This is a genomic window from Paenibacillus terrigena DSM 21567 (assembly GCF_000374845.1).
In the GTDB taxonomy this organism is placed as follows: domain Bacteria; phylum Bacillota; class Bacilli; order Paenibacillales; family Paenibacillaceae; genus Paenibacillus_K; species Paenibacillus_K terrigena.
Map to the genome: position 1 here is coordinate 252,696 of NZ_KB895414.1, position 19,092 is coordinate 271,787.

Here is a 19,092-nt window from a genome sequence, read left to right on the forward strand (position 1 = left end):
TTTTTATATGTTATCACCTATCGGCGTATAACATCTCCCTATTCTTTCAATGATCCGACAAGTACCCCTTTGACAAAATACTTCTGCACGAATGGATACACCATAACAATTGGAATGGTTGCTACCATCGTAGTTGCCATAACGACCGATTTATGCGTGACACTCTGCGCGTTCTGCAGAAATTCCTGTTTGGTCGCACTGATCACCGTTGAGGATTCAAATGATAAAATCGATTGTATGGTTTGGTTCAGAATAACTTGTAGTGGCAGCAGTTTCTGATTCGAAATATAGATTGAAGCATCAAACCATGAGTTCCAGTGACCAACCGCCGTAAACAGCGATAGCGTCGCGATGACCGGTCCTGATACCGGCAGAACAATTCGGAAAAAAGTATTGATATGATTGCATCCGTCGATTCTGGCCGATTCCTCCAGTCCGTCAGGGAGCCCTAGGAAAAAGGTGCGGAAGATGATCATATTCCAGACGCTGATGAGACCAGGTATTACCATAACCCAGAAGGTGTTCATCAAATGCAAATCCTTGATTAATAGATAACTCGGGATGAGACCTCCGCTGAAATACATCGTAATGACGCACAGAATCATATAGAACTTTTTGCCGATCAACCCACGCCTGGACATGGCGTAAGCAAACATGGCGGTAAACAGAATCGATAGGACGGTTCCCGTAACGGTTCTTGCAACAGTGATCCAGAAAGCATTAACTAATCGAGCATCTTTGAAAACATATTTATAGTTCTCGAGTGTAAATTCTCTCGGCCAAATGGTAACGCCCCCAGCCGCCGTATCATTTCCTGCATTAAAGGAAAGGACCAGAGAATTCCAGAACGGATACAAAGTGACAATGGCTAGCAACAACAAGATTCCGTATACCACAATATCGATTATATTATCTTCGAGTGAGCGTTTCACAAGCTGCCTCCTTTCTTGAAGCCGTTACCATAAGCTAGAGTTCCCCAGTTTTCTAGCGATCCAGTTCGCGATTACAAGCAATCCGACGCTGATCACGCCCTTGAACAAACCAGCCGCCGTCGCATAGGAGAAGCGATAATTCTCGATCCCGACACGATAGACATACGTATCGATCGTCTCCGCCACCGGCCGCAATACGACGTTCTGCCCCTGATTGGTAAGCAGCAATATTTCTTCAAAACCTGCATTTAAGATTTGTCCTACTTGCAAAATGAGGAATATGATAATCACGGGTGCGATGGACGGAATTGTAATGGATACCAATTGCCGCATCCGGCCAGCGCCGTCAATCGAAGCCGCCTCGTACATGTGGGGATCGACTCCCGTAATTGCTGCCAAATACACGATTGCGCCGAAGCCGATATCTTTCCAGATCCCCGACGAGATCAGAATACTCCAGAAGTACTCGGGAATCGACAGCCAATGGACAGGCTCATCGATGATGTTAAGCTTCTGCAGCAGGATGTTCACACTGCCGTTATCAACTGACAATAAGGAGATGACGAATCCCGACACGATGACCCACGAAATAAAATGGGGCAAATAACTGACCGTCTGAACGAACCGCTTAAAGAACGCGTTTTTCACCTCATTCAGCATCAGTGCCAGGAAGATCGGCGCAGGAAACGCAATGAACAGCTTCAGAAGACTGATCACAATCGTGTTCCGCATGATCTGCCAAAATTCCGGAGCGTTAAAAAACATCCTAAAATGTTTGAACCCTACCCAATCGCTTCCAAAAAAGCCTTTCGCCGGACTATAATCCTGAAACGCGGTAAGAACACCCCACATAGGGATATAAGAAAATATAATGATCATGATGATCGCAGGGATGACCATAACTTGCAGGTCCCACTGCTGTATAAGACGTCTATTCAAACGACTCACCTCCTGCTATTCTGTGAAGTTCCGTTGAATCCAAATGTTCTATTTGATTGTGAATATGACGGTAGAGGATAATCCTTTCTCATGGGCCGTCAAGATCACTTCTCCAGGTACCGGACGCGATTGCAGCAGTACCGTCGCGATGCCCGCTTCGGCCTGAACCGGATTCTCGCCAATAATGACAGCGGATCCTTCCACTTCAAAAGTCACTTCATAGTCCGCAGAAGGGACGACAGTCCCGTTGGCATCCAGGATCTCGGCATAAGCAAAGACAAAATCGGATCCGTCTGCGGCAAGCGCTTTGCCGCCCATATCTATCCGGATAGACAGCACTTCAGGCTCAAGTGGGGTACACACGACGAAGGAGGCTTTTTCTACTCCTCCGATTCGTCCAATCGCCTTCAGTTCTCCGGGCTCATAGGCCACGCCTACAAACGTAAACGGCGCTCTAGCTAGATTGCGGCAATTCCCTCCATCATGTCTGTTTACCATCACAATGCCGGTGTCGTCTTTAGACTCCACACTGCCTTCTTTCCACTTATGCTGCTCCTCGTCGGTCAGCCAATAATCGACTTCATAGCCCGTTACGCGTTCACCGTATTCCGTGTCGGGTCCTTGGTCAGGCTTCCGTACACCCACCGATTTTCCGTTAACAAACAGTTCGATTTCATCACAGTTGGAATACACGACAATCTTGGCCGGTGAGACACGTTCCGTCCACTCATTCGCAATGAACACCATCGGTCCGCTATCGATTTGATCGTGAATAACATCCGGTCTTCTCTGACTCTGATAGAAATAATACACGTATTTAGGCAAACGGAAGGTATCTAGCGCTCCGCATTCCGCTACTCGCGGATAGCAGCCTCGGTTATGATCAATGCCAACCCACGAAGCGTCCCCAAGCGACCAGCGATTGCCACGGTTCCGGTTCAGCGACCATTGATAATTCCATGCTTGCAGCAGCAGCTTCTCTTCTCCAGCGCCGCGCGGCATACGGCTCGTACTCTCATGACCGCCAAATTCATAATCCCCGTACTCCCTGTCAAATCCTCCCTTGTCAGGCAGGACATCCTCCAATGGACGGGACAAATTACTATCTTCCCACATCGTGTACGGCACATCATAATTGACGTAGGCAGGGTCTACCCTACCGATTGTATCTCCCGATGTGTTCATTTGATCTCCCGGATATTCTTCATGAGCAATCAGGTGGCATTCGCGGAAAAATTCGTCTGTCGCGCCTTGCCGTCTGTTATAGGTCTCATTCAGACTGACCTCCCACATGATCATGCATGGATGATTCCGATCGCGGCGAATCATATCCCGGATATTCTGCTTGACGATCTCCTGGAATTCTCCAACCTCGCAGTACTGCCAGCCAGGAACCGGCTCAACCGTCATCAGTCCGAGCTCATCACAAGCATCCAGGAAAGCTGTAGCCTGCGGATAATGTCCGAGCCGTACGAAATTGAATCCGCCTTCCTTCAACTTCAACGCATCACGGTACTGAGCGTTGTTCGAAGCCGCATTGCCGATATATGGATATTGCTGATGGCGGTTCGTCCCACGGATGACCAATCTTTCCCCGTTGATCATAAAGCCATTCGACTTGCTGAACGAAATCGTGCGAATTCCGATTGGGGTGCGAAGTTCATCTGCCGTTCGACCGTCACCATCGATAATTTCTGTCAACAACGTGTACAAATAGGGATGATCCGGATGCCAAAGCTGAGGATCTGCGAGCGTAATCATTTGTGTGAATGTGCAATCACCGCCAGCAGTAACGCTTTCGATTAAGCTTTCTGTCGTCCCAACAATTGTGCCTTGCTTGTCCAAGATCGATGCCACGACTTTGACATCCTTGCCATGCTCATACTCATTCAGCACGTGAGTCTGTATTTCAACGGTAGCAGCTGCTTTCGAGACGTTCGAATATTTGACGAAGACCCCGCCTCCCGCCGGTTTCCCCGCATATACCGCATCAGTAACATGGAGCTTGTCCATGATATGGAGCTTCACGTTGCGATACAGTCCGCCGAAGTACGAAAAGTCCAGACTCTCGAGCGGCTTGCCGGGTGGTATTGCACCGTTGTTGCGGTTATCGAGCCGGATGGCTATCACATTCTCTGCCCCGAATTCAACATCCTCGGTGATGTCGATCATAAACGGCAAATAACCGCCTTTATGAACCAGCTTGAATGTTCCGTTAATCCATATATGAGCTTCATGCATGGCCGCCTCGAACTCAATGAAGAGCTTCATTCCTTTGTAAGCCTCGTCTGCAAGAAAACGCTTACGATACCAACAAAGACCTTGATAGTGCAGATCCACATGAAGGGATTCAATTTTAGGTGTATGCGGCAAACAGACGCTTTCCCATCCATTGGCGGGAAATTGCTTCTGCTCAGCCCCCAATTTATCTTCAAGGATAAACATCCAGTCCCTGTTAAAATTTTGTGTGATTCTACTGAGATTCGAACATTGCATTGTGACTAGCCCCTCCCTTATGAATCATATTTTATAGTTTCTCGACATGTATAACTACTTTCCTCATCAACGATTTCTGTATTCTATCAACGAAGTAAAACAAAACAAAAAAAACACGTGCTTCAATGAAATGAACTTTCATTTTAGCTCGTGCCTATTTTTACCCACTGAACACCAAGGCGCTCAATTGGTCCATTATGTCCTCTTCTTGCACAAAGTCATGATTTGCGAGCAATACGAGCAGGATCCGCTCTTCAGGATAACGTCTGATCTTGCACCAATACCCAGGCAGCCAACCTTTATGCTCAGCGTATTTCGGATAGATGTTCCAGCCGTATCCATAATGGTGGCTGTCGCTCACGTGTGCGTGCGGGGTGAACATCTGCCGGATGGATTCGGAGGATACCAGCTTTTCCGTGTACAGGCCTTGGTCCCACTTCAGCAGATCGCAGGCCGTAGAATAGAGATCTCCGGACGCCATGACGGTCCCGAGATCATAATACATCGCCGGAACGATGTCCCCTTCAACCGTACTATAGCCGTCTGATCGATGCTTCACGAATTTCGTGTGTGAATCGCAGCCGGTATCGTTCATCCCAAGCGGCTCGAAAATATGCTGGCGGAGGTACCGCTCATACGACAAACCGGTGACCGCTTCAATGATATAGGCAAGCATCGTATACCCGCAATTCCCGTATTTCCACCCCTCCCCTGGGGCGAAAAAGGGCGGCAAATCCTTGTACAACCCAATAAAACCTGGTTTATCGTAAGACAACTTTTCCAAATGTCCCGTAAATTGAGGTACGTCTTCAATATCACGAATACCGGACGTATGCGTTAGCAGGTGATGCAATGTGATACGTTCGTCCAACTCAGGGTATTCCGGCAAATACGTTCGTAATCTGTCCTGAAGCGAAAGGGAGCCTTGCTCCGCTAACTGCAGTACCGCCAAGGCCGTGAACGCTTTGGTTAGCGAGGCGATCCGGAATTTGGATCCGATCCGGTTCGGAACCTCGTGCTCTCGGTTCGCGAGTCCGAAAGCTTCCTTGTAAAGGATATCTCCTTCTTTCGCTGCGAGTACCGTGCCACTGAAATGATTTTCTTCCGCGAATCGATGCATCAGATCCGAGAACTTATTCTGCAAATGCATGTTGTCCCCTCCCCTACAGTCATTTAGTACTCCAATCTTTTTCCGTGATGACATTCATTTCTTTGCCGTCAGACGTAATCAAGATATTGCCATGCAGTCCCGTAACATATACCTTCACATCATTATTCTCGTAACGCTTGACGATATCCGACGACTGAAGAATATTGCTGCTGATAATGGCGATTTGCGGAGATACCGCTTTAACAAAAGAAGGTGATGATGACGTCTTATTCCCATGATGCGGCACGTGCATCATATCCGCCTTCAAAGCCTGTGCCTTGCTATCGACCAATTGATATTCACGCTCCTTGTAAATATCACCTGTGAACAAGAATGTTTTTTCCTTGTAGGTTAATTTCAAGACCATCGCTTGATTGTTGACCTCAGCAAAACTGAACCGTTTAACTGCACCCGGCAGCGCGCCTTTTGGCGGATTCAGCACTTCAACCGAGACATCCTTGCCGAGATGGAACGTTGCCCCATCCTCCAAATATTCGATTTTGACCTTTTTCTCCTGCAGCGCTTGAACGGCATTGCGGTATGCGTTCGAATCATACGGCAAATTCTCCATCACCATGGTGGAGATCTCCTTGGACTGCAGCACCGCTGCGAACCCGCCGATATGATCGGCATGCGGATGCGTATTTACAGCCACGTCAATTTTCTCAATGCCAAGCTTATCCAAATACTTCACGACTTGTGAACCAACCTGAGGGATCCCCGCGTCGATCAGCATGGTTTTACCGTCCGGCGTCTCAATCAGAATGCTGTCTCCGGTGTCTTCCGCCGATTGCAAATCAAAGTAACGAATCGTCAGTTGATCTTGGTATTTGGCAGCATCGAATATGTCATTCGTTCTCGAAGCCTCCTGTTTAACTTGAACAACAGGCTCGACCTGCACTGGATTAGTAGAATCGGTATGGTTTGTTGAACATCCCGATAGAAGTAATAAAGCAGCCATACCCAGGACAGCAGCATTTTTCACCAGCCGTAGCCATTTATCTAAGCTGAACATCCATTTCACTCCTCTCGGCATTACTTAAAGGTAGAATGGGACATCGCAGAAACGATATATTTCTGCGCAAAAACGAACAGAATTACGATCGGAGCAATGACGATGACACTGCCTGCCATCAGCAAATGCCAGTTCAGCATTTCCGAACCGCCTACCGAATTCTTGAGCATGGCGATCCCTACCGTCAGCACGCGCATATCATTCGTATTCGTCATGATGAGCGGCCAGAAATACGAGTTCCAGCTGCCAATGAACTTCAGAATAATGACCGTCACCACCGTCGGCATCGCCATCGGCACGAGGATGCGGTAGATGATATGAAGCCGATTCGAGCCATCCACCCTTGCCGCCTCCAGCACATCGTTGTTAAGTGACTTAAATGTTTGGCGTAGGAGGAAAATACTATAGGCCGAAACACCGTTCGGAATGATCAATGCTAGAAACGTATTCAACCATCCCAGCTTCGCCATCATCACATACACAGGCACGAACGTGACCTGATCCGGCACGATCAACGCTGCAATGACGAAGAAGAACCATTTATCCCTGCCCCAGAAGTTCCCTTTGGCGAAAGCATATGCGGCCAGCAAACTTATATTCAATTGCAGAAAAACAATACCGACCGTTTGAATCAGCGTATTAAGCGCATATCTCCCGAACGGTGCCGCGCGAAACGCATCTCGATAATTTTCCCACGCCAGCCGCTCCGGCCAGAAGGTCGGGATCGCCGCCTTCAATTCATCCGGGGATTTCAAGGAAGTAATCAGCAGCCAGTACATCGGAAAAAACATCAGCAGTGTTATCAGGATCGCCACCGTATATCTCGTCGTTATGAGTAGTCCTTTAGTCGACATCTGTTGATCTCCTATCCTTCATAATGTACCTTCCGCTTGGACAGCGAAAATTGAACGAACGTAAAGAAAATAATGATAAAGAAGAAAATAATAACAAGTGCAGACGCCTTGCCCGCTTTGAATTGCACGAACGCCATTTCGTAGATCCACATGACCATCACCTTCGTTGATCCTAACGGACCGCCACCCGTCATCACACTCACAGACTGGAAAACCTGCATCGAAGAAATAAAGGAGGTGATGATGAGAAATAGGGTTGTTGGCGAGAGAAGCGGAATCGTAATGTGAATAAGCTGCCTCCATTTACTAGCCCCATCGATGCTGGAAGCCTCGTAATATTCCGTCGGAATGCTGCGTAAGCCGGCAATGAAAATAATCATCACAAACCCGACGCCCTTCCACACCGACACACTCACGACAGACCATAACGCCGTGGACGTATCATTCAGCCAAAAGACCTTGTCGATGCCGAACACCTCGAGCGCCTTATTCAGCACACCGTATTCCGGATTCAGAATCCAGACGAACACCATCGATGCTATGACCATCGAAATGTAATAGGGCATAAATATGAGCAATCGCATGGCACCGAATGCCTTGGATCGATGGTTGAACAGCAAGGCCATCCCCAAACCGATCAACAACGATAGTGCCACATCCAGAACCGTGTATGTGAACGTAATCTTGAGCACGCGATAAAATTGATCGTCTTTTAACAACCGCTCGTAGTTCAGTAAACCAACGAATTTTTTAATCGGCTTGATTAAATCCCAATTGGTCAGACTGATATAAAATGATGATATGAGCGGGAAATATGTAAAAATCGCCAACAGCAGCAATGCCGGCAAAGCTAGAGAAAAATCCTTCCACTTCTCGAGCGTACTAAAGCTTAGCAATCTTTTCTTCGGCGTGAGTTGTCCACTCATTCTCATCCCTCCATCCCATGAAGTGTAGTTCGTTCAAACATCAGTCATATAAGCACAGGAGAGGAGAGACCCATGTCTCTCCTCCTGCCGAATGAACCGTCGATAATAGCGATAACGCAGCAGGTAGGATTACTTCGTTGCGTATTCCGCCAATACATCATTCATCTGTTTGGCCGCTTCCTTGAAGGACGCTTCGACATCCGCGTTCTCAAGAACGACCTTGCCTAATGCTTGCACATAGAACTCGCTGACTTCGTCGTATGCCGGGTGCTGATCACGAGGCATCACGTTGTCGAAGTTATCGAACACAGCTTTATATTGCGGATATTTCGAGAAGTATTGTTTGCCTTCCTCGGATTCGATCGCCGACTTGCGAGTTGGCAGGTAACCGGTAAACTCCGCCCACTTGATATTGTTCTCGGGTGCCGTCATAAACTGTACGAATTTCCATGCTGCTTCTTTTTCTTTCTCCGATGCCATATCCATCACGGCAATACCGGCCCCGCCAATTTGCGAGATACGCTTCTTATCACCTGGCAAGAAGGACACACCAACTTCGAATTTTGCTTTTTCCATATACCATTTGATCAACGCGGATGTGTGCTCCACCATGCCGATTTTACCGTCGAAGAACATCTGCCGCATTGTATCGGAAGCGCCTTTGCCGTAGCCGATATGCATGTAGCCTTTGTCTTTCCACTCTTTGAACTTATTCATGAACTTCATGCTGTCCGGCTGATCGATGGCAGACATGTTATCCTGAGTCAATACCGATCCACCGCCATTCATAATCCACGGGTCATAATACCACGAGGACCAGCCCGGTACGGAAAATGCAAAGCGCGTTGTCTTATTGCCTTCTTTCTTTGTCAGCTTCTGAGCGAACGCCTCAATTTCGTCCCATGATTGCGGAGGGGTAACACCTTCTTTGTCAAACATCGTTTTGTTGTATACGAATACCGACGTACTGACGATAAGCGGCAAGCCGTATTGCTTGTCTTGATAGTTATAAGCCTTCAGCATCCCTGTGGAAAAGTCAGCCGTATCCATCTTATCGCGAGCGATGTAAGGCGATAAATCCGCCAACATGCCGCTTTCGGAGAAGTTCGGAACTTTCGCCACTTCAACGTTCGTCACGGCTGGAACTTGCTTAGCAGCAACGGCAGCCATCAGCTTCTGCTGCAGCTCGTCATAATCGCCTTGGAATACCGGTTCAACCGTAATGTACGGGTATTTCTTATTAAACTCCTTGATCATGTAGTCAAGTCCCGCCGTTTGATCTTCATCATGACTATGCCAATATTGAATCTTAATCGGTGTCGTATCCTCTTGAGCCGGTGCGGGCGGAACCGTCGTTGCTTCCTCCTTCGCCTGGCTCTTGGAACAACCAACGGCTGATGTGACAGTCATCATCAACAGAGTTACGAGCAACAACCACTGCTTCATTTTCACGGGTAAATCTCCTCTCAGAAATGGGGTTTATGTATGAGTAACGTCGAATTGACGTTCATCATTGATATAGGAATAAAAGGAAAACAGCAAAAAGAGACAACGAACAAAAAGCCCTGAGCAATAATCTTTCTAACACCGAAGCGCAAAGAAGAAGATTATCGGCCCGTAGGGTTTTCTCATTGTCTCTGCCCTTATATCCCGATCGAATCATGTGGATTCACTATTCAATTCCATATTTCTACTATAACAACCATTTGTTAACTCTATCACAATCATTTGTAAATTCTACATTAATTCGTTGTAGAGGTACACCTAATGTTAGGTTAGAACAGATCAAACATAATTGTAAATCTGTTCCAATTACGAATATAATATTACTATATTATAGAAGATGTCAATTATTAATTACAAAAAGGAGAATGCTGCAAATAACTCGTATTAAATAGGAAGCAACGCATAGGGAATTCTCCTAGTCTTATGAAGATAAGAGCTGCTTCAACACACCCGGAAAATCCGTTATGATGCCGGATACGCCTTTATCGATCGCTTGCTGCATCGCATCCTTGGTGTTGATCGTCCACGGATATACCTGCAGGCCGTGGCTTGTAGCACGGAGAATATCTTCTTGGTCAATCAGCTTGCCATACGGGTGCAGGGCGTAGACCGGTACCCCTATGAGATTAGCTAATTCATGATGATCCACGGCGTTCATGGTATAGAGCAATCCGATTTTCACTTCAGGTTCGATATGCTTCAATCGACGAAGCGACTTATGGTCAAAGGAAGAAACGACAACTTGAGCCAGCCGATTGCTGTCCCGCAGTAATTGCAGCAGCCTCTCTTCGATTTGCCCTTCGTACGTTTCTTTGATTTCTACATTGATCATAATGTCTTGTGGTACGAGGTCAAATACCTCTTTAAGGAGAGGAATCCGTTCTCCTGCATACTTTTCATGAAACCATCGTCCAGCATCGAACTGTTTCAACTCGGTAACGGTCATCTCGCGTATAGCGCCGGAGCCGTCGGTTGTACGGTCGATTGTACGGTCGTGGCAGACGATCAGTTCGCCATCTTTGGACAGGTGAATATCAAGCTCGATCGCATCGCAGCCTTGCCGAAGGGCAAGTTCAAATGCCGCCATCGTGTTCTCAGGCGCTTCGCCTGCAGATCCCCGATGTGCGATAATCAAGGGGGTACGGGTATTCATGGAACTTGGTGATTTCATTAGCTATCATCCTCCTGGTTAAAATTCTATGTGATAAAAACCCCCTTCGGGAAAAGGCACGCTTAAATAAAGCAATGCCTCTCCAAAGGGGGTTCTCTTCATCTCTGTCCGCTTTGAGAGTAACATGATATGAAATATGTAATTACCACAAGTCGCTTCTACCGCACGATACGGCGAGTGCACCCGCCTCCAGCGCATCCATGATTTCCTGATGCGTTCCGATCAGACCGCCTGCGATGATCGGTAATGGTGTAAGATCCGTCATCCGCCGAATTATCTTAGGCAATAACCCAGGCATAACCTCCACGGCATCCGGCTGGCATTGCTCGACTGCCTTAATACCTTTGGTTACCGCATTATGATCGATCAGAAAGGTTCGTAGAATGGCCATCAGTTTCATTTCCTTAGCGAACCGGATCAAGTGGATCCGCGTCGAGATAATGCCAGTAGGCTTAATGTGCTGCGCCACGTAAGCGACGCCGCTGCGGTCCGCCGCAATACCCTCGATAAATTCCATGTGCAGAAAAACATGTTTGCCCGCATCTTTAATCCGGTCGACCATCGGTTTAACATTCATAATCGAACCGACCATCAAAAAAATGATGTTAACCTGGCTGTTTAAGGCAAGCTCCAGATCTGACTCATTCTGAATTGCAGCAATCGTTTGATGTTCTACCAAATCAACAATGGGATACATGCTGCCACCTCTGTTCTTCCATTCGTTTATCTATTGTAGCACGATACAATGCATATTTGACCTGATTTACAATTTTTATATATTTAGCACACATTGCCTTGTCTCTCCATCTTCAGCACTTCGCGTAAATATTTGCCTGTCAACGACCCTTCCGTCCTTGCGACTTCTTCCGGCGTACCGAACGCAACGACCGTACCACCCTTGCTGCCGCCTTCCGGCCCCATGTCGATCATATAATCAGCCACCTTAATAAGGTCCAGATGATGTTCAATGACAATGACTGAATGACCTGCATCTACGAGCTGCTCCAGACAATCAATCAGCTTCTGGATATCACTCAAATGCAGCCCGGTCGTCGGCTCATCAAGAATGTATAGGTTATGCGATCCCCTTTTAACCTTGCTTAGTTCTGTGGCTAGCTTAATCCGCTGTGCTTCCCCACCGGATAATGTGGTCGACGATTGGCCGATACGCAAATAGCCAAGGCCAAGCTGATTCAGAATGTTGAGTTTGTGCGCAATGTAAGATTGATCGGAGAAAAACTCAACGGCTTCCTTGATGCTCATCTCCAACACCTGTGCGATATTCATCTCCCGGATACGGACTTCCAAAACGTCTTCATTGAATCTCGCTCCTTGACATACGGGGCAGACGGATTCAATATCCGGCATGAATTGGAGCTGCGTCGTCACGCTTCCCTCGCCTTGGCAATTTTCACACCGCCCGCCATTTTTCTGATTGAAGCTGAAATCGTTCTTGGTCAGAGGCTTGCCCGCCGCGGTTGCCGCAGAAGCGTAAAGCTCGCGAATTTTATCGAAAAATCCAACGTATGTCGCAGGATTAGAGCGCGAGCTTCTGCCGATCGGAGACTGGTCAATGTTAATGATTCCCGTCAAATGCTCGTGCCCGAGCAGTTCGTCATGTTGGCCAGGCATAATACGCGCATCATGGAAATTTGCATACAGCTGCTTGCAGATGACTTCATTGATGAGCGTGCTCTTGCCTGAGCCTGAGACGCCGGTAATGCATACCAAGACACCCAGTGGTATATCCAGATTCACGTTACGTAAGTTGTTCGCTCTCGCTCCTCGCAGAGACAGCATCGGGCCAGCCGGCAGCCGACGCTTGGTAGGAACTTCGATTTTTCGGGTACCTGCCAAGAACGAACCCGTAATGGAATCAGAATGCGAGCGCAACTGCTCTGCAGTTCCTTCCGCAATAATGCGTCCACCCTGCGAACCCGGCTCCGGTCCAATCTCGATAATATAATCGGCGCTGTTGATCGTTTCCATATCATGTTCGACCACAATAATCGTATTACCGATATCTCGCAGCTTCTTCAAAGTATCGATAATGCGAACACTGTCTCTCGCATGTAGGCCGATGCTTGGCTCGTCGAGCACATACAACATCCCCATAAGTCCCGAACTGATTTGGGTGGAAAGTCGGATTCGCTGCGCTTCGCCGCCCGAGATTGTATCCGAACGACGACCCAAACTTAAATAATCTAACCCGATATCCAGCAGCAGCTTTAACCTTGATTGAATCTCGGCAATGATCTGTTGACCGACATTCGAACGTTCGGGTGCAAATACAATCGTATTCATAAAATCATACAGTTCGATGAGCGAACATGTAGAGAGCTGATGCAGGTCAGCACCGCCGACTTTTACAGAAAAACGCTGCGGCCTCAGCTTCTTACCATCACAATCGGGGCATGTATTCTCGACCATGACTCGCTTGTAGAATTCATCCTCGCCGGATGATTGCGTATTACGCTTCAAATAGAGCTTATACCACCAGTTAATGACATGCACAAATCCTCCAAACCCCATCATTTTACCGACGTGGCGTAACTGTGATTTGGAAGCATCTTCGCCCGGAAGAAACGGGAATTTCTCGCCTTTTGTACCGTACATCAAGAGTTGTTTCACCGATTCAGGCAAATCTTTGTACGGTGTATCAAGACTGAATCCGTAATGAACTGCCAAGCTGCGCACGATCGTCCAATGATAGGTGCTGGTGCTTGAGCCTAACAGCTTCGGATCGAAGGCACCCTTATTTATACTTTTATCCGCATTTTTTATTAGGAATTTGGCCTCGGCACGCATGAACGTCCCAATTCCGCCGCAAGTCCGACATGCGCTGTTAGGATCATTGAATGAGAAATAACTCGATTGCAGCTCGCCCATCGTAAGATGATGCTCAGGACAAGCAAACCCCCGATAAAATCGATCGATATCCACATGCTGTCCTTCCGGTTGGCTCTCAATTTCAAAGCGGATAAAGCCTTCTCCCACTAGTTTCAAGCTGTTCTCGATGGTCTTGGTTAGCACTTTGAACGTATCCGGCTGCACAATGACTTTGTCGACGACAACCTCAATCCGGTAATCCGCTTCCACATCAAGCTCTATGGCATCGCCAAGGTTGTGGCTTCTTCCGTCAATGCGTACGGTCCGAAATCCTTTCGCGCGGATTTCATCAAACACAGTCTCATAATTCTCGCCATATATCTTATATACAGGTGCAAGCACCTCAAGTACCGTCCCCGATGGAAGCAGGCGGAGATGATCGATCATTTGCCCTGCCGATCGGATCGGTACGATGCACTCACAGAACGGACAACACGCTTCTCCAACCGATGAAAATAGAAGCCGCATAAAATCATAGATATCGGTCATCGTACCCACCGTTGATCTCGGATTTACAATTCCTTTTTTCTGTTCAATCGCAATGACCGGCGATAGACCAAAAACAAAATCGACGTCCGGCTTCTTTAATTGATTCATTCGGCTTTTAGCAAATGTCGAGAGCGATTCGAGAAACCTGCGCTGTCCTTCTCCATAGATCACTTCGAATGCAAGAGACGATTTACCCGAGCCACTGACACCGGTAATTACCGTCAATTTATCCCGTGGAATATCGACGTCAATGTTTTTCAGATTGTTTTGTCTTGCTCCCCGTACTTCAATGAACTGTCTCACCAGGCTTCACCCATCTCCCATTCAAGCTCGTCATTTTCATACAAATACGCAGGCTCCAATAACATGATTCGGCTTTTGGGCGTCGCCTTCGTCTCTGAATCCATCTTGGCAAGCATTCCTAGCTCTGCCAGCCAATCGCACGCTGTAACCACACTCCCTGCATCTAATTCAATGACCATTCTAAATTTCATGACGATATCCGTCGCCGTACGAATGTCCGCCTCTTCTTTCAAATAGTCTAAAATCGGTTGAAACAGCAGATTTGCTCTCTCATTCAAGTAATGATTGATAAAATCGACACCCTCCCGCACTTTTGCCTCCGATACTTGACCGCACACCATCTCTGTATAGATGGCATGAAAAAAATCAGGGTTATAGGTCAGTGCCTGCTGAACCGATTCCCGCATGGGAATGTCTCTGTGGAGAAGCACTTCGATTTGCGAAAGAATGTCGACCATCTTGATCATCCAGAATGCACTATAGGGAGCGTCATTTTTCACATACAACCACTTCTCCGCTTTGGCAAGCAAACTAAGCGTATGACATCCAATCCGCAGTAATTGAAGTCGCCTGTCGCGTTCGCCAACATAGCGAATCTGTTCAAAGTATTCCGAAATTGAATCATCTTTCGTAAATAACAACGTACTGTTGGCAAGCATCGACTGATGAAACGAACCGCTTATCGAACGTTCTACCCAGCGTTTGAATTCATTACGAGTTTGGATGCTTGTATTGATAGGTACCTCATTCTCCACAAAACATACATAGCCCGCCGCCAGCTTCTGATCGTGTACAATCAGTTTGAGATCAATGTCCGATTTCTCCCATACCTGATCATAAGACAGACTTCCGAACAGAACAGCTGCGATTACCTGGTCATCCTTTTGAATCTTATCGACAAACCGACGCAGCGCCTCCCGAAATTGAGCTGTCATCTCATCCTTATCTTTCAACGGCTTCATGGGTCCCCTCCGTTTTCATTCACGCCTTCTCCCCGTAATCTTTCACCCGATATGTTACTTCATCTTAAAATCTTCTGATAATTCACTCCATACATCGTAACGATTTCCATCCGGATCCGTAATAATAAAATTTTTACCTTGATGGCCCCTATCTTCAATTTCTCCTACACAAACATTCTTAGCCGTTAATTGTTGATAGAGTTCCAATAACGCTTTCTCCCCATTAACTTCAAACGTAAAGGGAAACATCAATCCATCACGGATTGTTTGAAAATTGGCCGTTATTCCTTTCTGACTTTGAATCAGTATAAAGCTCTGATTTGCTAGATTAATAATTGCGTGATTGTTTCCATCGTCTAAATAAGTCATCTCCGCCCCTAGATTTGAACAAAACCACTCGGAGGATTCCTTTGGGTCTGTTACTGGAAGATAGTTGGTTCCAACTCTTAATAGTTTACTGGTCATATCGCAGTCTCCTCTGGGTAAAATTTAATTGCGTCCATTTCTCATAACGTAGCAGCAGGAAAACAGTGTTAGGTGATGCCGATTTGAGAAACCCGCAAATCATTCTTGCTTCTTTACTGGACAATATATTATTAATTCGTTCGCTTCATCATCATGGCTTGCCATCGTTCTTTCATCGTACCTTTCAAAATAGTGCTCCACTTCATCATATGTATATCCATTTTCTTTCAACCAATTTGAAGTATAATCATATGCTGTTTCAGTCTTACTGATCGGTCCTTTATAATAGGTCTTTGAATATGTCCGAGGCAATATATGAATGTGCACCATACCATGAGGTACATTTGCTATAGGACTAACTTCATAACAACAATAAAAATCTACCATGCTTTTATTTCCTTTATAATTAGGGGGACTGATGCCAAAAGTTACACTTGGATTAACAATGTTCTTTATTTCGTCTTGCCTATTCGTTAACTCTTTAAATGCATAATTAATACTCTGACCTAAATTCGAAAAGTATTCTGTAGCCCTAATCCCTGCATACGATGTAATTTTAGGGATATCTACAATTTCCACCTTCACTGAAATCACCTCTATTCCTTTATGATGCTGAAATATATAACTCAAGTATTGAATCTTCGGCCATTGGGTTAAATCGTTCATCATATCTTTCAAAACTCAAACCACTCAATTGACAATTATCTGAGATCTGATTCCAAGTGTTCATCAAAGTAAATATTGGTCCTTTATGAATGAACACATTATATGGTCTTTCAGGTATAATTATTGAAGACATACCTTCAGGAATATCATGAATTAATTCGACTTGTACACCAGCAATATATAATCCATTATCAATGACTCCATATCCAATTTTTGTATTCGTAATATGACTTATTTCAGCCATTCTGTCATAAAGTTGATCCCATAAATGCTTTGCTCCATTGGGTCCTAATTTATCCTGAAAACCAACTATAATAATTTCAGGAACATCTACTTGTTTGAAATCTATATTCTTATTCATTTTCCGCCTCCAGAATTTATTAATGATTTTTCTCCGTAATACAACGACGTCAATTAACCCACTGTTCTGACCAATATGCTTTCATAAAATCAAGAAGCGTCTCAAGCACCTCAATTCCCTTCTCTTCAGCTTCTTTCGCAATACGCAGCAGCTCAGCCGAACGATCGGCCGCCGTTGGATCGTCTGGCTGCCCACCTTGCGGGAAGGGGAACATCTCTCGCATCTCGACCAAAGCTTCCGCCGTGTGCTCATAATGCGCTGCTGCTTGGGAGGCCAATCGGCGAACCGTTCGCTCCACAACGTTCTCGCCATCCCAACGGTTCGCGAGCTCGCGTAGAAATTGTACGGCAAACTCACGCGCGTCACTGACAACGGCAATATTATAAGCGTTGCCGAAAGGGTCGGCACCGCGCCGCTCCATACACGCGATCCACGCATCGTAACCCGCTAGACCAATCGCATATTGGCCTTGGAAAATATGCTGCCACTCTCGGCCTCTCGTATGGTCGACGATCATATCCAGTGCCATGCGAAGAATTTCGTATTTGGAATGCGGAAGGCTCTCGCTGATCGTTGTCACCCATAGCATGTTCCGCTTCTCCACAAAATCGGTATAGGTGATCGTGCCTTCCTTGGAGACATCCTTCGCATGAAATAGTTGTCTCTCATCATCATATCCGTATATCAATCCAAACTCGGGCATGAATAAATCAAATGTAATCGCTGGGTATCCCTTATCGATGGACTGCTGAATAAGCGCTAGTACCTTCTCTACCTTCTCCGGTGTGTAAGGCTTCATCGTATCGGACAAATTGCTGATAAATCCCAGATTGCATAGGTTGCGTCTAACTAAAAAGCCGCCAGGGAACATGGTTGGTCCTGCGACATCAATATGATCCGGATCTATATTGATTCGGAAGGCATGCCCTGTAATGCCCATCACATCCACCAATGAGTAGTGATGTTTGTCTGTATAAGCGATCGCGCCGTGAATCGCCATCGCGGCGGTCGTCCATGTTCTCGTCCAATCCTTGTTCTGCATCTCGCTCATTGCGAACCTCCATAATATCGATAGATTTGAGGAAGGCTGGGGATGTCTTATATATGAGGCGCACGTAAAATATGAACTCGTTTCTGTCCTGTCTCGGCGCGTTGCTGCACATAATTGCGAATGCTGACGCGTATCCGTTCCTTTTGGACCTTGGCGCGGGATCGAGAGAGCAGGTTGTAGACATTGGCCGTCGTCATGCCGAATAAAGAAGCGATTTCGCTGGGAGACAGCTCGCTAAAAAAATGCGCTTCAAAGATCTGCCGCTCCCGCAAGCCGAGACCATGCATCAACATGCGAAGATTCTCTATCAGCTCATGGCAAAGCAGCCCCTTCATCGGATCACTGCTTCGCTTGGCCTCCTCCGCTGCGGAACGGGATAGCCGGAACAAAATCTGGTCGATATCTCCCCAGTCTATCGCCTGGTTGTCGCTGCCGAAGTCAACCGCTGCGCCGGCCCCGGCCGATCCAATCGTTGTAAAAGGCTGCTCTTTACCGAACGGTCCACCGCGCCTGAGCTTCATAAATGCCTGGTTGCGAATGATGCGCTGCAGCCAGGGCAGGAACCGGTTCGAGTCCACCAATGTGCCTAAGTGTAGAAATGCCCGGATTAACGCATCCTGCACAATATCTTCAGCTAGATGCGAATCCCGCGTGATCTTGTTCGCCCATCCATAGGCCTGTGCGCGGTGCGCTCTGACAAGCTCACTGAAAGCCTCTTGATCCCCCCTGCGCGCTCGTTCAACCAGTGCTTGATCCGCCACTTTTTGATGCTCCTGCAGCAACACTGGCAGTCGGTCTTCTGCGATCAGTTCATGGCCCATATCATTCCCTCCTTCCCCCTCTACATCACTTGATGCCAATCACTGCGAAAATCTATCATCTGTATCCTTAAATTTCTAATATTTTTGATCATACCA

Annotated in this window: 17 protein-coding genes; all 17 read right to left on the reverse strand. The window is 46.8% G+C overall.

What is annotated here, in order from left to right:
- Positions 1–38: 38 nt before the first annotated feature.
- Positions 39–932: a carbohydrate ABC transporter permease gene (locus tag C558_RS0109090; protein ID WP_018755951.1), complete on the reverse strand. Its 894-nt coding sequence runs from the start codon at positions 930–932 to the stop codon at positions 39–41.
- A gap of 24 nt (positions 933–956) precedes the next feature.
- Complete coding sequence (locus C558_RS0109095; RefSeq protein ID WP_083927156.1) at positions 957–1,832, reverse strand: ABC transporter permease; 876 nt, start codon at positions 1,830–1,832, stop codon at positions 957–959.
- Between the two features lie 87 nt (positions 1,833–1,919).
- The gene (locus tag C558_RS30765) at positions 1,920–4,316 is read right to left on the reverse strand and encodes a glycoside hydrolase family 2 protein (RefSeq protein WP_169445337.1); all 2,397 of its coding nucleotides are present in this window, start codon (positions 4,314–4,316) and stop codon (positions 1,920–1,922) included.
- Positions 4,317–4,527: 211 nt separating this feature from the next.
- Positions 4,528–5,517, reverse strand: a complete 990-nt coding sequence (locus C558_RS30770) for a serine hydrolase domain-containing protein (protein ID WP_018755954.1) — start codon at positions 5,515–5,517, stop codon at positions 4,528–4,530.
- A 19-nt stretch (positions 5,518–5,536) separates the two neighbouring features.
- Complete coding sequence (locus C558_RS0109110; RefSeq protein ID WP_018755955.1) at positions 5,537–6,532, reverse strand: ComEC/Rec2 family competence protein; 996 nt, start codon at positions 6,530–6,532, stop codon at positions 5,537–5,539.
- Positions 6,533–6,552: 20 nt separating this feature from the next.
- The gene (locus C558_RS0109115) at positions 6,553–7,386 is read right to left on the reverse strand and encodes a carbohydrate ABC transporter permease (protein WP_018755956.1); all 834 of its coding nucleotides are present in this window, start codon (positions 7,384–7,386) and stop codon (positions 6,553–6,555) included.
- Positions 7,387–7,397: 11 nt separating this feature from the next.
- The gene (locus tag C558_RS0109120; protein WP_018755957.1) at positions 7,398–8,312 is read right to left on the reverse strand and encodes a carbohydrate ABC transporter permease; all 915 of its coding nucleotides are present in this window, start codon (positions 8,310–8,312) and stop codon (positions 7,398–7,400) included.
- A 129-nt stretch (positions 8,313–8,441) separates the two neighbouring features.
- Positions 8,442–9,758: an ABC transporter substrate-binding protein gene (locus C558_RS0109125; RefSeq protein WP_245583784.1), complete on the reverse strand. Its 1,317-nt coding sequence runs from the start codon at positions 9,756–9,758 to the stop codon at positions 8,442–8,444.
- 481 nt (positions 9,759–10,239) lie between these two features.
- Positions 10,240–10,989 (reverse strand): glycerophosphodiester phosphodiesterase, encoded by a 750-nt coding sequence (locus C558_RS0109135; protein WP_018755959.1) that lies wholly within the window; start codon positions 10,987–10,989, stop codon positions 10,240–10,242.
- 142 nt (positions 10,990–11,131) lie between these two features.
- A complete protein-coding gene (locus tag C558_RS0109140) occupies positions 11,132–11,686 on the reverse strand; it encodes a glycerol-3-phosphate responsive antiterminator (RefSeq protein WP_018755960.1) in 555 nt (184 codons plus the stop codon).
- 83 nt (positions 11,687–11,769) lie between these two features.
- On the reverse strand, positions 11,770–14,670 hold the full coding sequence (gene uvrA, locus C558_RS0109145; protein WP_018755961.1) for an excinuclease ABC subunit UvrA: 2,901 nt from the start codon (positions 14,668–14,670) through the stop codon (positions 11,770–11,772).
- Positions 14,667–15,632 carry a nucleotidyltransferase domain-containing protein gene (locus tag C558_RS0109150; protein ID WP_018755962.1) on the reverse strand — a complete coding sequence of 322 codons (966 nt, stop codon included), beginning with the start codon at positions 15,630–15,632 and terminating at the stop codon, positions 14,667–14,669. The genes uvrA and C558_RS0109150 overlap by 4 nt, the downstream gene beginning before the upstream one ends.
- Before the next feature lie 54 nt (positions 15,633–15,686).
- Positions 15,687–16,097 (reverse strand): VOC family protein, encoded by a 411-nt coding sequence (locus C558_RS0109155; RefSeq protein WP_018755963.1) that lies wholly within the window; start codon positions 16,095–16,097, stop codon positions 15,687–15,689.
- 99 nt (positions 16,098–16,196) lie between these two features.
- Positions 16,197–16,676, reverse strand: a complete 480-nt coding sequence (locus tag C558_RS0109160; protein WP_245583768.1) for a GyrI-like domain-containing protein — start codon at positions 16,674–16,676, stop codon at positions 16,197–16,199.
- A gap of 25 nt (positions 16,677–16,701) precedes the next feature.
- A complete protein-coding gene (locus tag C558_RS32515; RefSeq protein WP_018755965.1) occupies positions 16,702–17,124 on the reverse strand; it encodes a GyrI-like domain-containing protein in 423 nt (140 codons plus the stop codon).
- A 49-nt stretch (positions 17,125–17,173) separates the two neighbouring features.
- Complete coding sequence (locus tag C558_RS0109170; RefSeq protein ID WP_026263813.1) at positions 17,174–18,175, reverse strand: hypothetical protein; 1,002 nt, start codon at positions 18,173–18,175, stop codon at positions 17,174–17,176.
- A 47-nt stretch (positions 18,176–18,222) separates the two neighbouring features.
- Positions 18,223–19,035 carry an RNA polymerase sigma factor gene (locus C558_RS30780; RefSeq protein ID WP_245583769.1) on the reverse strand — a complete coding sequence of 271 codons (813 nt, stop codon included), beginning with the start codon at positions 19,033–19,035 and terminating at the stop codon, positions 18,223–18,225.
- Between the last annotated feature and the right edge of the window lie 57 nt (positions 19,036–19,092).